At 74.9% G+C, this 13,053-nt stretch carries 16 protein-coding genes; 7 read left to right on the top strand and 9 right to left on the bottom strand.

Features of this window, described 5'->3' with window-relative positions; genetic code table 11:
* Positions 1–7: 7 nt before the first annotated feature.
* Positions 8–586 (top strand): FxsA family membrane protein, encoded by a 579-nt coding sequence (gene fxsA, locus ACFY2K_RS09810; protein ID WP_380587880.1) that lies wholly within the window; start codon positions 8–10, stop codon positions 584–586.
* A gap of 121 nt (positions 587–707) precedes the next feature.
* Here the strand turns inward: fxsA and ACFY2K_RS09805 are convergent, their stop codons facing one another.
* From ACFY2K_RS09805 to ACFY2K_RS09795, 3 genes are all read right to left on the bottom strand, one after another.
* On the bottom strand, positions 708–1,082 hold the full coding sequence (locus tag ACFY2K_RS09805; protein WP_350506367.1) for an RNA polymerase-binding protein RbpA: 375 nt from the start codon (positions 1,080–1,082) through the stop codon (positions 708–710).
* 290 nt (positions 1,083–1,372) lie between these two features.
* Positions 1,373–2,986: a hypothetical protein gene (locus tag ACFY2K_RS09800; protein WP_380521371.1), complete on the bottom strand. Its 1,614-nt coding sequence runs from the start codon at positions 2,984–2,986 to the stop codon at positions 1,373–1,375.
* A gap of 112 nt (positions 2,987–3,098) precedes the next feature.
* Positions 3,099–3,293 (bottom strand): hypothetical protein, encoded by a 195-nt coding sequence (locus ACFY2K_RS09795; RefSeq protein WP_188305060.1) that lies wholly within the window; start codon positions 3,291–3,293, stop codon positions 3,099–3,101.
* Positions 3,294–3,714: 421 nt separating this feature from the next.
* On the opposite strand from ACFY2K_RS09795, the gene ACFY2K_RS09790 reads away from it, so the two are divergent.
* From ACFY2K_RS09790 to ACFY2K_RS09775, 4 genes are all read left to right on the top strand, one after another.
* Entirely contained in the window at positions 3,715–4,107 is a 393-nt protein-coding gene (locus ACFY2K_RS09790; protein ID WP_380587877.1) for an ankyrin repeat domain-containing protein, read from the top strand.
* Positions 4,108–4,131: 24 nt separating this feature from the next.
* Positions 4,132–4,647 (top strand): GNAT family N-acetyltransferase, encoded by a 516-nt coding sequence (locus tag ACFY2K_RS09785; protein ID WP_380401381.1) that lies wholly within the window; start codon positions 4,132–4,134, stop codon positions 4,645–4,647.
* 29 nt (positions 4,648–4,676) lie between these two features.
* Complete coding sequence (locus ACFY2K_RS09780) at positions 4,677–5,750, top strand: serine hydrolase domain-containing protein (protein WP_380521366.1); 1,074 nt, start codon at positions 4,677–4,679, stop codon at positions 5,748–5,750.
* A 95-nt stretch (positions 5,751–5,845) separates the two neighbouring features.
* Positions 5,846–6,346: an NUDIX domain-containing protein gene (locus tag ACFY2K_RS09775; protein WP_375883953.1), complete on the top strand. Its 501-nt coding sequence runs from the start codon at positions 5,846–5,848 to the stop codon at positions 6,344–6,346.
* Positions 6,347–6,355: 9 nt separating this feature from the next.
* On the opposite strand, the gene ACFY2K_RS09770 is transcribed toward ACFY2K_RS09775, so the two are convergent.
* From ACFY2K_RS09770 to ACFY2K_RS09760, 3 genes are all read right to left on the bottom strand, one after another.
* On the bottom strand, positions 6,356–7,006 hold the full coding sequence (locus ACFY2K_RS09770; RefSeq protein WP_380521363.1) for a vitamin K epoxide reductase family protein: 651 nt from the start codon (positions 7,004–7,006) through the stop codon (positions 6,356–6,358).
* Positions 7,007–7,128: 122 nt separating this feature from the next.
* Positions 7,129–7,935: a DsbA family protein gene (locus ACFY2K_RS09765; protein ID WP_387710543.1), complete on the bottom strand. Its 807-nt coding sequence runs from the start codon at positions 7,933–7,935 to the stop codon at positions 7,129–7,131.
* A gap of 145 nt (positions 7,936–8,080) precedes the next feature.
* A complete protein-coding gene (locus ACFY2K_RS09760) occupies positions 8,081–8,755 on the bottom strand; it encodes a hypothetical protein (protein ID WP_375883962.1) in 675 nt (224 codons plus the stop codon).
* 180 nt (positions 8,756–8,935) lie between these two features.
* On the opposite strand from ACFY2K_RS09760, the gene ACFY2K_RS09755 reads away from it, so the two are divergent.
* Positions 8,936–9,814 carry a CHAD domain-containing protein gene (locus ACFY2K_RS09755; protein WP_380521360.1) on the top strand — a complete coding sequence of 293 codons (879 nt, stop codon included), beginning with the start codon at positions 8,936–8,938 and terminating at the stop codon, positions 9,812–9,814.
* Positions 9,815–9,834: 20 nt separating this feature from the next.
* Here the strand turns inward: ACFY2K_RS09755 and ACFY2K_RS09750 are convergent, their stop codons facing one another.
* Both ACFY2K_RS09750 and ACFY2K_RS09745 read right to left on the bottom strand, forming a co-directional pair.
* Entirely contained in the window at positions 9,835–10,155 is a 321-nt protein-coding gene (locus ACFY2K_RS09750) for a DUF6980 family protein (protein WP_380521357.1), read from the bottom strand.
* A gap of 133 nt (positions 10,156–10,288) precedes the next feature.
* Complete coding sequence (locus ACFY2K_RS09745; protein WP_387710541.1) at positions 10,289–11,125, bottom strand: helix-turn-helix transcriptional regulator; 837 nt, start codon at positions 11,123–11,125, stop codon at positions 10,289–10,291.
* A 148-nt stretch (positions 11,126–11,273) separates the two neighbouring features.
* On the opposite strand from ACFY2K_RS09745, the gene ACFY2K_RS09740 reads away from it, so the two are divergent.
* Positions 11,274–12,047, top strand: a complete 774-nt coding sequence (locus ACFY2K_RS09740) for an SDR family NAD(P)-dependent oxidoreductase (protein WP_387710539.1) — start codon at positions 11,274–11,276, stop codon at positions 12,045–12,047.
* Positions 12,048–12,232: 185 nt separating this feature from the next.
* Here ACFY2K_RS09740 and ACFY2K_RS09735 read toward each other — a convergent pair whose 3' ends face one another.
* The gene (locus tag ACFY2K_RS09735) at positions 12,233–13,006 is read right to left on the bottom strand and encodes a uracil-DNA glycosylase (protein ID WP_387710537.1); all 774 of its coding nucleotides are present in this window, start codon (positions 13,004–13,006) and stop codon (positions 12,233–12,235) included.
* Between the last annotated feature and the right edge of the window lie 47 nt (positions 13,007–13,053).

Genomic DNA, 13,053 nt, shown 5'->3' with positions numbered 1-13,053 from the left:
CCGTACCGTGACCCAGCAAGCTACCCCCGCCCGTCCGGCCCCGCGTAGCAGGCTGCGCCGGGTGCTGCCGCTGCTGTTCACCGCCTGGCTGGTGCTGGAGATCTGGCTGCTGGTGCAGGTCGCCTCCTGGCTCGGCGGCCTCACCGTCCTGCTGCTGCTCATCGCCGGCGCGGTGATCGGCGGCTCGCTGATCAAGCGGGCCGGGCTCAAGGCCCTGTCGGCGGCGATCGAGCAGAGCAAGAACCCGCAGTCCGAGCAGCCGCAGACCGGCACCAGCATGACCGTGGGGGCCGGGCTGCTGCTGATCGTGCCGGGCTTCCTGTCCGACCTGGTCGCCCTGACCCTGCTGTTCCCGCCGACCAGGGCACTGTGGCGGGTGGCCGGCCGCCGGATCGCGGACAAGGCGATGCGCAGCACCTCCGCCGTGGGCGCCGACGCGTTCGCGGACGCGATGCGGCTGCAGGAGCAGATGCGCATCCACCGCCCGGACGGCAAGGTCGTTCAGGGCGAGGTGGTCGACCCGGAGAGCGGTCCGCGCGGACCGCAGGGCCCCGACACCACCTACCGCCCGCCGATCTCCGGCTGACGCCCGCTGCTCCGGCACCCACTGCTCCGGACAACGCGAACTGCTCCGGACAACGCGAAAGGGACCCTGGTGGCCAGGGTCCCTTTTCGCGTCCTCCCGCCTGCGGCGGGAGCGAGATGGGTCAGGCGCTCTTGCGGGTGTCACGCGGGTGCACCGCGAGGTTCATCCCGCCGGAGCGGAGCACGGCCAGCCGCTCGGCCAGCACCTCCTCCAGCTCCTCGCGCGTCCGGCGCTCCATCAGCATGTCCCAATGGGTGCGCGTGGGCTTGGTCTTCTTCTCCTCAGGCTCGTCACCGTCGAGGAGAACCGCCTCCTGGCCGCAGAAGCGGCATTCCCAGGCCTGAGGGATCTCCGCCTCGACCGAGAAAGGAACCTCGAATCGGTGTCCGTTCTGACATGCGTACTCGACGGTCTGGCGCGGAGCCAGATCGATACCACGGTCGGTCTCGTAGCTAGTGGCCCCGAGTCGCGTGCCGCGGAGAGCTCGCTCGCTCATGAATCGTGCCTCCCGGGCTTAATGGCCCACAGGACTAGTGGTCGCTGTTCTGGTCGCTGTTCTTCGTCGTTCGGTCAACGCTCGGCTTCCGACGAAGATTCCCGTCCCGGGACATGCGTCGTCTGTCGTGCCGCCCCTGTTTGTACCCACCGTCGCCCGATTTGTCACATCTGGCCGGTGATATCACCCCAGGTGTCACCAATTTCACATCTGGTGATCGTGCGGACTTTCTGTGACGAGCGTACCGGTCGGCGATTCCGCGGCGCCGGTCGCCCCCGCTTCCCGGGCGGTCAGGAGATCGGTCGGGAACGGATCATCGGCTCGGTCTTGCCGAGGTCGACCGGGCGGGCGGGCGCGGCGGCGTCCGGCGGGACCACCGGCGGGCGGTCCGGGCGGGGCGGCGCCGCGGAGGCGGGCTCGGTCCGGCTGTCGCGGTGCGGCAGCAGGGCGATCACCGCGTCGCGCAGTTGGGCCGGGGCCTCCTCGTCCAGCGGGTCGACGGTGGCGGGCACCTGGAGCCGGACCGGGGTGCCGTTGCCGATCCGGGCGTAGCCGCGGCCGACCGGGGCGTGGGCGGCGGGCACGATGTCCAGCGGCGCGCCGAGCGCGGCGTGGCCCTCCTCGGGCCCGGCCGGGCCGAGCAGCACCCTGGCCCGGGCGGTGGCCCGGACGGTCGGGGTGATCCGGTCCCGGGCCTCGACGTCGTCGGCGATCACCACGGTGACCCGGGCGGCGCGGCCGTGCCGCAGCGGCAGCTCCAGCAGCTCCTGCGGGTCGGGGCGGCCCTCGGCGTGGGCGAGCTCGCCCAGCTCGGTCGGGTGGTCCAGCAGCAGCCAGAGCGGCCGGGTGAGGTCCTCGGGCAGCGGGGTGCCGGTGTGCCGGGCGGTGTTCAGCGCGGTGAGCCGCCGCTCGGTCTCCTGGGCGGCCCACTCCAGGGCGGCCAGCGCGCCGTGCAGGCTGGTCTCCACGGTGTGCACGCCGGGCCGGTTGACCAGGCAGGCGTGCTCCCCGGTGCCGGCGCCGTCGATCACCACCAGGTCGCCGTACGGGAGCGCCTGGAGCGCGATCGAGCGGATCAGGCTGGAGGTGCCGTAGCCGGCGACGCCGAGGGCCAGCAGGTGCGGCTCGGAGGAGCGCGGGCCGGTGCGCCAGACCACCGGCGGCTGCTGGGCGGTGGCCCCGCCCTGGTGGACCGGGATGGTGCGGGCGGTGCCGTCCTCGTCGGTGAAGCCGAGCACGATCTCGCCCGGGGCGGCGACGAAGCGCTGGGCGGCGATGTCGGTGGGCAGTGGGGCCAGCGCGGTGATCCGCAGCCGGTTGGACTCCTCGTCCCAGTCGAAGCGGTACTCCCGGGCCCGCCCGGCCTTGCCCTGGACGACCTGCTCGATCCGGGCCCGGGCGGCGGGCTCGGTGTCGGTGAAGTAGGCGGGGTAGCTCAGCTCCAGCCGGGAGAGCCGGCCCTCGCCGTCGAACTCCCAGGAGCCGAAGGCGTTCTTGTAGCCGCCCTCGAAGTGGTACAGCGGATTGGCGTCCTCGGGGCCGCACAGGTACGGCGTGAGCGCCGAGTAGAGGGCGGCGAGCTTGACGTCGGCGACGTCGGGCGCGGGCGGGGCGGGCGCCGCCTTGGGGGCCCGGCCGGCCCAGGCGGCGCTGGCCATCAGGCCGACCAGGGCGAACAGCAGGCCGTGCGGCAGCAGGTAGATGCCGACCAGCATGGCGGCCGACAGGAACAGCGTCGGGCCGCGCCGCTCCTTCGGGGTGGCCTGCCAGCGGCCCTTGGCCCAGCCGGCGTGGTGGCGCAGCCCGCGGCCGATCACGGTGAGCGGGGCGAACATGTCGGTGGCGTGGTCCCCGGCGGTTCGGGCGAACTCGCGGCCCTTGCCGAGATGGCGGTGGAGCGGCATTCCGTGACTCCCCGGTCGAGTGGGACGGGTGGGGTGAGGGGGCACTGCTCGTGGTACGACGGGGCCCGGGGCGGTGGGATCCGCGCCCGGGCCGGTGGGGGAGAGGCGGCGCCTAGAACCGAAGGCCGCCGAGCAGGCTCGCCAGGCTGGCGCCGCCCGCGGTGATGCTGGGGGCGATCGAGGAACCGGCGACGTAGAAGCCGAAGAGGGCGCAGACGATGGCGTGCGAGACCTTTAGTCCGTCCCTGCGGAAGAACAGAAAGGCGATGGTGCCGAACAGGACGATGCCGGAAATCGAGAGGATCACTTCTGCTCCTCGGGGAGGGGGACGGGGGACAGTGTTACTTAAAGTGCCCTAATCGTGACAAAAAGTAATAGATGATGGAACGGCGCAAATGGGTGGTTCTGCCGTTCATTGCCGTCGGGTGAGCCGGGCGGCGGTGTGCGAACCGGCCGGGGTGGGGGCCTGGAGTCGTGCGGGATCCGGGTGGGACCGGTGCCGCGAGGCATTCCCGGGGGGTGGGTGGGAAGTTTCCGGGGGGTCCCGGAAGTTCGCTCGAATGGCCGCGCAACCCGTGCGGCCGGACGTCGTACCGCACGGCGTACCGCGCCCGGGGCCGGTGGGGCCGCCGTCCGGAATCCGGACGCCCGCTGGTCCGTCGGCGGCGCGGGCCGCTACGGTGCGGTACGCACGAGCCCTCGTCACCCCTCTGGAAAGGCAGTCCGCCATGACCGATGCCCCCGATGCCGAGGTGATCGCGCTCGCCGGGAAGCTCTTCGACGCCGCCCGGGCCGGCGACACCGCCACCCTGACCACCGCGCTCGACGCCGGGGTCTCCGCGGACCTCACCAACGGCAGCGGCGACACCCTGGTGATGCTGGCCGCCTACCACGGCCACGCGGCCACCGTGGAAACCCTGCTCCAGCGCGGCGCCGACCCGAACCGCGCCAACGACAAGGGCCAGACCCCGCTCGCCGGGGCCGTCTTCAAGGGCGGCTCGGACGTCGTCGACGCCCTGCTGGCCGGCGGCGCCGACCCGAGGGCGGGTGTCCCGTCCGCCGTCGACGCCGCCGCGATGTTCGGCAAGACCGAGCTGCTCGCCCGGTTCGAGTCTCAGTAAGGGCAGGTCGTAGGCTCTTCGACCATGGAGAGCACCGCCGCGCAGGCCGCCAGCACCGTCGAGTTCCGCATCACCGGGTACGCCCACCCCGACGCGCAGGCCCTGTCGGCGGAGGTGCAGCAGGAGTACGTCCGCCGCTACGGCGACCCGGACGAGACCGTGATGCACCCCGAGGACTTCGAGGCCCCGGCCGGCCTGTTCATGATCGCCTACCTGGACGGCCGGCCGGTCGCCTGCGGCGGCTGGCGGGCCAAGCAGGCCGGCCCGGACGGACTGCGCGACGGCGACGTCGAGCTCAAGCGGATGTTCGTGGTCCCCGCCGCCCGCGGCCGGGGCCTGGCCCGGGCGGTGCTGCACCGTCTGGAGGAGACCGCGGCCGAGGCCGGGCACACCCGCGTCATCCTGGAGACCGGCAGCGAGCAGCCCGAGGCCATCGCGCTGTACGGCTCCGAGGGCTACACGGCGATCCGCAAGTTCGGCATCTACAAGGACCACCCGCTGAGCATCTGCCTCGGCAAGGAACTCCCCGCGGCGGTCTGAGCGGCCGGCGCCCCGGGTAGACACCCGGGGTGGACCACCGAGCACCCGAGGCGGAGCGCCTCCCCGCCCTGGCCGCGCCCGGCGGGGAGCTGGACCGGCTGGTCCTGGCCGGCCTGCGCGCCGTCGGCGCGGGCGCGGTCTGGGCCGTCGGCGACGCCGGGGGCGCCCTCGGCGGCGGCAGTCACGGCACCCTCGGGCAGGGCCCGTACGCGCGGCTCGCGCCGGGGCCGGACACCCTGTACGACCTCGCCAGCCTCACCAAGGTGGTGGCGCTCTGGCCCGCCGCCGGAGTGCTGTGGCAGTCCGGCCGGCTGCCGCTGGACGAACCGCTCGGCCGCTGGTGGCCGCCCGCCGCCGGGCGGCCCGTCGGCGTCGTGACGGTCCGTCAACTCATGGCCCACACGGCGGGGTTGCTGCCGTACACCCGCTTCGAGCAGCTCTACGGGCGGGAGCCGGCGGCGATCCGGGCCGGGGTGCTGGCCGCCCCGCTGCACCGTGCGCCGGGAGCGGCCGTGGAGTACACCGACCGCGCCGCCGTGCTGCTCTGCTACCTGGTCGAGGACCTCGGCGGCGCGCCGCTGGACGTCCTCGCCGAGCGCTGGACCTGGCGGCCGCTCGGCATGACCGACACCCGGTACGGGCCGCTCGGCGCCGCGGACACCGCCCGGGCCGCGCCCACCGAGTGGCACGAGCCGACCGGCGCCCACCTGCACGGCGTCGTCCACGACCCCTCCGCCCGGCTGCTCGGCGGCGTCTCCGGCAACGCCGGCGTCTTCTCCACCGCCCGCGACCTGGCCCGCTTCCTCACCGCCGTGCTCGCCCCGCCGCCCGAACTCCCGTGGGGCGCGCGGTGGATCACCGCATCGCTGCGCGAGCAGACCGGCGGCCTGGCCCCCGCGCGCGGCCTGTCCTGGCTGGTCGCCGCCGGCACCGACCCGGCCGAGGGCACCTTCGTCCACTACGGCTTCACCGGCACCGGCTGCTGGGTCTCCCGCCGCCAGGGCCGCTGGGCCCTGCTGCTCAGCAACAAGGTGCACCACGACCGGAACACCCAGCCGCTGACCGACCTGCGCAACGCCTTCCGGCGAGCCGTCTTCGGGTGATACCCGATCGGGTGGATTAGGTACGAACCGCCTTTGCCGGGGCGGCGGTTGCGGCAGAGTGACCGGGACGGGCAGCGGCCGGCGGAGGAGGCGCGATGACGGAGACCTGGGCACTCACGGAGGAACAGTGGCTCGCCCGGATACTGCGCGCCTACATCGGCTGCAGCGTGCTGCTCACCGGCGAGGACGGCAAGGTCCTGCTGCTGAAAGCGAGTTACCGCGACCAGTGGCAGTTCCCCGGCGGCGGGATGGACCCGGGGGAGGGCCCCGCCGAGTGCGCCGCCCGCGAACTGCGGGAGGAGACCGGGCTGTCGGCGGGCGAGCTGCGGCTGCTGGTGGTGGAGTGGCGCGAGGCGATCCCCGACCAGGGCCGGCACGCCCACCCGGCCGTACACTTCATGTTCGACGGCGGTGCGGTCGAGCGGGGCGCGGTGATCCGGCTGCAGGCGGAGGAGATCGCCGACCACGGCTACTTCACCCCCGCCCGGGCGGCCGCCCTGCTGCACCCCAGCGCGGCGCGCCGGCTCACCGGGGCCCTGGAGGCCCGGCGCACCGGCGCCGCCGTACTGCTGCACTCGGCGGGGTACGTGGGCTGACCGGGCCGGTCAGAGGAGGGTGCTCCAGTAGTACCAGAACCGGTTCAGGACCAGCAGCGCGATCACCGCCGCCCACAGCACCGGCAGCGCCCAGTGGTAGCGCGCCGCCTCCCGGACCACCGCCCGCGCCCTGGGCCCGACCGGTATCACGCCGGAGCGCAGGTTGTGCAGCGTGACGTACCAGAACAGCACCACCACCGTCGCCCAGACCACCATGCAGTACGGGCACAGCGCGCCGATCTCGTACAGCGCCTGGTCGATCAGCCAGTGCACGAACACCACGCCCAGCGCCGTCCCGGCGTGCAGGCCCAGCCAGAACCAGCGCCGGTACGCGGCGCCCGCCAGCAGCCCGGCCCCGATCGCCGCCAGCGCGCCGAACGCGGCCAGGCCGAGCAGCGGGTTCGGGAAGCCGAAGACCTCCGCCTGCTCGGTGCGCATCACCGAGCCGCAGCTGATCACCGGATTGATGTTGCAGCTGGGGACGTACGACGGGTTCTCCAGGATGCGGAGCTTGTCGAAGGTCAGGACGGCCGAGGCGGCCAGCCCGACCAGTCCGCCGAGGAACAGCAGGAGGGCGAGGGCCCGGCTCGCGCCGATCGGGCCACGGCCGGCGGCGTCGGGGACGGACGGGGAGGGGTGCACGGTGGTCGGGGCGGTCATGACAGCACACTCCGGTGGCTGGCTGGGAGGAGCCGGCCCGGCCGGGAGTTCGGCCGGGCCGGTGGTGCCGTGCGGGGCGGTGTGGTGCGGGGTGGTGAGGGACGGGTGCGGTGCGGGGCGGCCTACTGGAGGCCGGCGGCCTGCTTCACCTGGGCGGTGAACTGCTCCGGCGTGGCGGTGGTGTTGCCCGCGAACAGGTTGATCGTCTTGCCGTCCACCTTGACCGTCGGGGTGCCGGTCACCTGGCTGTTGTTGAACGCGTCGGCCACCTTCGCCGCCCACGGCGCGTACGTCCGGTCGGTGACCGCCTTCACGAAGGCGTCCGTCTTGAGCCCGGGCACCTGGCCGGCCAGGTCCAGCAGGTGGTTGGTGTCGCCGAAGTCGTCGCTGCGCTCGTCCGGCTGGTTGGCGTACAGCACGTCGTGGAAGGCCTTGAACTTGTCCACGCCCTCGTTCAGCGCGGCGCCCGCGGCGGCCAGCGCGGTGCGCGAGCCCTTGCCGCCGAGGTTCTTGTCCAGGAAGGCGGCCAGGTGGAACTCCACCTTGATCTGGCCGTCCTGGGTGAGCTGCTTGACGGTCTGGCCGTTCGCCGCCTCGAAGTGCTTGCAGACCGGGCAGCGGAAGTCCTCGTAGACCTCCATGGTGTGCGGGGCGTCGGCCTTGCCGAGGGTGATCACCGTGCCGTCCGGGCCGGTGGCGTTCGCCGGCACGACCAGCGGGGCCGAGGAGGCGGCCGCGGCCGCCTTGTCGTCGTTCTTCGAACCGGTGTTGATCGCGAGCGCGACACCGCCGGCCAGCGCCAGCACGACGACGGCGGAGACCGACACGACGATCAGCTGACGGCGCTTGGCGGCCTGCTGCTCGCGGCGCTGCGCCTCCTGGATCCGCTCGCGGGCGCTGACGCGCTTCTTGTTCTTGTCCTGAGCCATGGGGAAGTCAACTCCTGTACGCGGCGCGCGGGCGCGCGCGGGTGGCCGCACTCGGGTGCGGCGGGGGCAAGTGACGCGGAGTCGAGCGCACTGCCCACGGGCGTACGGAACCGTGCACGCTCAGGTGACGGAAGGGGGTACGCGCTCAGCAGGCAGGCGCGAGAACCGGCGGACCACGCCGGGGAGCCGGGCTCAGCACCACGTCCTCGCGGCGCGGCCGCTCGTGGTCGGACACCGGCAGCGGCACCCGCAGCACCGGGCGCACCGGGGCGGGGAGCAGCAGCAGGAGCAGCGCCCGCAGCGGGCGGGCCAGCGACTGGTGCAGCGCGCGCAGCGCCCGGGCCAGGCCGGACAGCGCGGCGTCGCCCAGCCGCAGCCAGGCCGAGGCGGCCAGCGCGATCGCCAGGTGCACCACCAGGAGCAGCAACTGGGTCGCCGCGGGCGCCAGTTCCCCGGTGTGCCCCAGCGGGCCGCCCAGCAGCGAGCCGTCCACCGAACCGCCGCCGCAGACCAGCAGGTTCACCCCGCGCGCGGACACGTGCTCGGAGAGCACCGGCCCACAGGCGGTCTGGCCCAAGTTGAAGGTGGTGTTCAGCAGCAGCTCGACCGGCACCATCACGGCGGTGATGTGCAGCAGCCGGCGTTCCCCGCCGGCCATCGCGGCCACCACCAGGAAGACGACGGCACTCGCCGTGGCCACCAGCGACAGCGACAGCGGGCGACCGGTGATGACCACCTGGCCCAACGCGGCCATCGGCACGGCGAGCGCGGTGAACACCGCGGCCCGCAGGGCCCTGGTCGCATGGGTGGAGGTCAGCACGCTCCGGAGTATGCCATGCCCCTCGTGCCGGGCACGAGGGCGCGTAGGACCCTTGACAGCCCGGGCGGTGCCCGCTCGGGCCGTGACGGTGCCCGCTCGGGCCCTGCGGGGTCGACAGCCGCCGCCCGGTGCCTACCCTGGAAGGCATCACCGGTGACCCCGACGAGGGGGTGCGCGTCCATGGCGAGGCCCGAGACCACGGTCGGAGAGGTGCTGCTCGACCGCGTCGAGGCCCAGGCGGTGGTGCTCGCCGGACTGGACGACGCCGTCCGGGCGGACGAACCCGACGCCGTGCACCGGATGCGGGTCGCCTGCCGACGGCTGCGCAGCGCGCTGCGGACCTTCCGCCGGCTCCTCGACCCCGGCGCCACCGACACCCTGGTCGCCGACCTGCGCTGGCTGGGCGCCACCCTCGGGCGGGCCCGGGACAGCGAGGTGCTCGCCGAACGGCTGGCCGCCCGGGCCCGCGAACTGCCCGAGGCCTGCGGGCCGGAACGGGTCGCCGGGTCGCTGCGGGAATGGGGCGCGGCCGAGTACCGCCGGGCCCGGCCCGAGGTGGTCGCCGCCCTCGACAGCCCCCGCCGCCGGGCGCTGACCGAAGCCCTGACCAGCCTGCTCGCCGACCCGCCGCTGCGCCCGCGCGCGGCCCGGGCCGCCGGCCCCGAGCTCTCCCGGATCGCGGCCCGCGAACAGCGCCGCACCGCCGCCCGGGTGCACACCGCCCTCACGGCCGGCCCCGCGGAACGCGACGGCGCCCTGCACGAGGCCCGCAAGGCCGCCAAGCGGGCCCGCTACGCCGGGGAGACGGCGGCACCCGCGGTCGGCGCGGCGGCGGAGCGGTACGCGGAGCGGATGAAGGCCGTCCAGGAGGTGCTGGGCGAGCACCAGGACGCGGTGGTCGCCGCCGCCGCCCTGGCGTCCCGGCCCGCGGCGGCCGGCGAGCCCTTCGCCTGCGGGGTGCTCTACGCGGGCCAGCTGGCGGCGGCGGAGGCCGCCCGGGCCCGGCTGCCGCAGGTGTGGGCGGGGGCGGCGGGCCGGAGGCTGACGCGGTTCGAGTAGGGCCCGGGAGGCCTGTGGCCCTAGCGGGTGTCGCCGCCGGGGAGGGTTAGCCAGCGGTCGTCCTCGAACTCGGCGGGGATGTCCTGCGCCCAGGGGTCGATGCCCCGGCGTTCGAGCTCGTCGAACCAGCGGTCCCGCTGGGACTCGGGGAGCCGTGTCGCGCACCACGGGCAGAAGTCGATGCCGATGCTCGCCCGGCCGCCGTCGTGGACGACGATCCCGTACTCCTGGTACTTGGCGATGAACAGCACCACCGCGTCGGGGCAGTCGTACGGGTTGTCGTGCTGGTGGCACTGCCGGTCCAGCTGCCTGGTCATGGACTCGCAGCAGTGCGCTGTCATCGCCTCGGGTACTCCGGGTCGTCAGGTGGGGGCACGTCGGGTTCGGGTGGAGGCTACGGCCGTTCGGGGGCGCGGCGGTACCGGTTTTCCCGTCCTGCCTGCGCTGTCCGTCCCGCGTGCCCTGCCCGCTGGGTCACGTTCCGCGCGCGGCGGCGAAGGCGCGGCGGGTGGGACTGTCCGGTGGGGCGAGGAAGGCGAAGACGTGGCGGCCCTCCTCGGGGAGCGGCAGCACGGTGTAGTCGAGGACGGCGGTGTCCAGCGCGGGGTGGCGGACGTGGAGGCGGCCGGGGCCGGGCGGGGCGGCCCGGTGGTGGTCCCAGAGCGCGGCGAACTCCGGGCTGGCCGTGGAGAGCCGGCCGACCAGGGCGAGCAGGTTCCGGTCGCGGGGGCGGTCGGCGTGCTGGGCGCGCAGGGAGGCGACCAGGTCGGCGCCGATCGAGCGGTCGGCGGCCGTGTTGCCCGGCGAGCGGTCCCGGTACGGGCAGCAGAAGACCTGCCAGAGCAGGTTGCGCTCGTGCGGCGGCCGCCGCTCCGGCCCGGCCAGCAGCAGGGCGGCGGGCCGGTTCCAGGCCAGCAGGTCGAAGGTCGGGCCGGTGACGAAGGCGGGGGCGGCGTCCAGGGTCTCCAGCAGGGCCAGGGTGGCCGCGGGGACGGCCGGGTCGGTGGAGGGGTCGGTGGCTGGCTGCGCCGTACGGTCGCGCCGTACGGCCAGCCGGTGCAGGTAGGCGCGCTCCGGGCCGCTCAGGTGCAGGGCCTCGGCGAGACCGTCCAGGACCGGGCCGGTGGGCACCCGTTGGCGGCCCTGTTCCAGCCGGGCGTAGTAGTCGGCCGAGATCCCGGCGCGGGCGGCGACCTCCTCGCGGCGCAGCCCGGGGGTGCGGCGGCGGCCGGCCGCGGGCAGGCCCGCTTCGGCGGGCGCGAGTCGGGCACGGCGGGCGCGCAGGAACGCGCCCAGCGGGGTCTCGGGCATGCGCGCCAGGCTGCCACAGCCGGGCCGGCCCAACCAGGACCGGGCTGTCCCTGGCTGTGCGGTCCTTGGCTGCGCGGTCCCCGGTCGGGCGGTCCGGGGAACGACCGGCCGCTGGTGGGCCGGCGGGGGGCGGCGGCAGGCTCGCCGCATGGGACTTCTCGACGACAAGGTCACGATCGTCACCGGTGCCGGGCGGGGCATCGGCGCCACCTCCGCCCGGCTGTTCGCCCGGGAGGGCGCGCTGCTGGTGCTGGCCGCCCGCTCCGCGCCGGAGGTGGAGGCGCTGGCCGACGAACTGCGGGCCGCCGGCGGGGAGGCGGTGGCGGTGGCCGCCGACCTGACCACCGCCGAGGGCGCCCAGCGGACGGTGGACGCGGCGCTGACCGCCTTCGGCCGGCTGGACGCGGCCTTCGACAACGCGGGCAACGGCCTGCCGCCCGCTCCGCTCGCCGAACGCTCGGAGGCCGAGTGGGACGACACCCACGCGCTCAACCTGCGGGGCACCTGGCTCTGCCTGCGCGCCCAGCTGCGGGCGATGGCGGCGGCCGGCCGCGGCGGCTCGGTGGTGCTCAACTCCGGGGTGGGCGCGCTGGTCGGGGGCTTCGGCGACGGCGCCCAGCAGGCCGCCAAGCACGGACTGACCGGCCTGGTGAAGGCGGCCACCGCCGACTACGCGCGGTACGGCGTCCGGGTCAACGCCGTCGCGCCCGGGGTGGTCCGCACCCCCGGGACGGAGGAGTACTTCGCGGCGGGCCCGGAGTTCGCCGCCCTGGTCGCCCGCTCGACCCCGCTGGGCCGCCCGGGCCTGGACACCGAGGTGGCGGAGGCGGCGGCCTGGCTGCTCAGCGACCGGTCCTCGTACGTGGCGGGCGTGACCCTGCCGGTGGACGGCGGGATCACGGCCACCCGGCGGTTCGACTGAGCCGTGCCGTGCGGGGCCACGCGCCAGGGCGTGTCTGACAATTCCCGCCGGGCACGCGACGCCGGGGCACGCACCTCGCCGCGTTGTCGTCGGTCGCCGATGCTCCGCATGGACTCCCTCCTCCGCCTTGCGATGCACGCACCCCAACGCCGCGCGCTGATCCGACGCGAATTGTCAGACACGCCCTAATGGGGGCTGAGCCCCGCCGAGACGGCCGCCTCGCGGAGCAGCTCGCGGAGCATCGCGGTGGTCAGCCGGCCGGTGTTCGTGTTGCGCGGGCTGACGTGGTAGCAGCCGTACAGCCGCAGGTCGGGGCCGCCGTCCCGGGCGGGGAGGGTGGCCAGGGCGGCGTGGCCGAAGGCCGGGCGCGGTCGGGGCACGGTCCAGCCGGCGTCGGCGAGCACCGGCAGCACCGCCTGCCAGGCGAAGCCGCCGAGGGCGACGACCGTCCGCACGGTGGGGCGCAGCAGTTGCAGTTCGCGGGTGATCCAGGGGCGGCAGGTGTCGCGTTCGGCGGTGCTGGGCTTGTTGTCGGGCGGGGCGCAGCGCACCGGGTCGGTGATCCGGACGCCGTACAGCTCCAGGCCGTCGCCGTGCCGGACGGATTCCGAGCGGTTGGCGAGCCCGAGCTCGTGGAGGGCCGCGTAGAGGAGGTCGCCGGAGGGGTCGCCGGTGAAGATCCGGCCGGTGCGGTTGCCGCCGTGGGCGGCGGGGGCGAGACCGACCAGGACGAGCGGGGCGTCGGGCGGGCCGAAACCGGGGATCGGCCGGGCCCAGTAGTCCCAGTCCTGGTAGGCGCGGCGCTTGGTGCGGGCGGTCTCCTCGCGCCAGGCGACCAGCCGGGGGCAGGCCCGGCAGTCGGTGACGACCCGGTCGAGGACGGTGAGTCCGGTGGCGCGGGCGGCGGCCTCGGCCGGGTGGCGGGGGTCGCCGGGGTCATCGGCGGGGGCCGGCTGCATGGGCCCGATCCTAGGGCGTGCGGCCCGGGGAGGGTCCTGTGGTTCAG

The sequence above is a fragment of the Kitasatospora sp. NPDC001309 genome (genome assembly GCF_042896295.1).
In the GTDB taxonomy this organism is placed as follows: domain Bacteria; phylum Actinomycetota; class Actinomycetes; order Streptomycetales; family Streptomycetaceae; genus Kitasatospora.
The sequence above is the reverse complement of the archived record's forward strand: the minus strand, read 5'-3'. Positions and strand labels throughout refer to the sequence as shown.

What these genes read in the sequence shown, in the direction of transcription:
- ACFY2K_RS09755 (WP_380521360.1), top strand. Translation starts at nt 8,936, where the DNA reads ATGGCGAGGCCCGAGACCACGGTCGGAGAGGTGCTGCTCGACCGCGTC.
- ACFY2K_RS09800 (WP_380521371.1), bottom strand. Translation starts at nt 2,986, where the DNA reads ATGCCGCTCCACCGCCATCTCGGCAAGGGCCGCGAGTTCGCCCGAACC.
- ACFY2K_RS09790 (WP_380587877.1), top strand. Translation starts at nt 3,715, where the DNA reads ATGACCGATGCCCCCGATGCCGAGGTGATCGCGCTCGCCGGGAAGCTC.
- ACFY2K_RS09745 (WP_387710541.1), bottom strand. Translation starts at nt 11,125, where the DNA reads ATGCCCGAGACCCCGCTGGGCGCGTTCCTGCGCGCCCGCCGTGCCCGA.
- ACFY2K_RS09750 (WP_380521357.1), bottom strand. Translation starts at nt 10,155, where the DNA reads ATGACAGCGCACTGCTGCGAGTCCATGACCAGGCAGCTGGACCGGCAG.
- ACFY2K_RS09785 (WP_380401381.1), top strand. Translation starts at nt 4,132, where the DNA reads ATGGAGAGCACCGCCGCGCAGGCCGCCAGCACCGTCGAGTTCCGCATC.
- ACFY2K_RS09765 (WP_387710543.1), bottom strand. Translation starts at nt 7,935, where the DNA reads ATGGCTCAGGACAAGAACAAGAAGCGCGTCAGCGCCCGCGAGCGGATC.
- ACFY2K_RS09735 (WP_387710537.1), bottom strand. Translation starts at nt 13,006, where the DNA reads ATGCAGCCGGCCCCCGCCGATGACCCCGGCGACCCCCGCCACCCGGCC.
- ACFY2K_RS09740 (WP_387710539.1), top strand. Translation starts at nt 11,274, where the DNA reads ATGGGACTTCTCGACGACAAGGTCACGATCGTCACCGGTGCCGGGCGG.
- ACFY2K_RS09770 (WP_380521363.1), bottom strand. Translation starts at nt 7,006, where the DNA reads ATGACCGCCCCGACCACCGTGCACCCCTCCCCGTCCGTCCCCGACGCC.
- ACFY2K_RS09805 (WP_350506367.1), bottom strand. Translation starts at nt 1,082, where the DNA reads ATGAGCGAGCGAGCTCTCCGCGGCACGCGACTCGGGGCCACTAGCTAC.
- ACFY2K_RS09775 (WP_375883953.1), top strand. Translation starts at nt 5,846, where the DNA reads ATGACGGAGACCTGGGCACTCACGGAGGAACAGTGGCTCGCCCGGATA.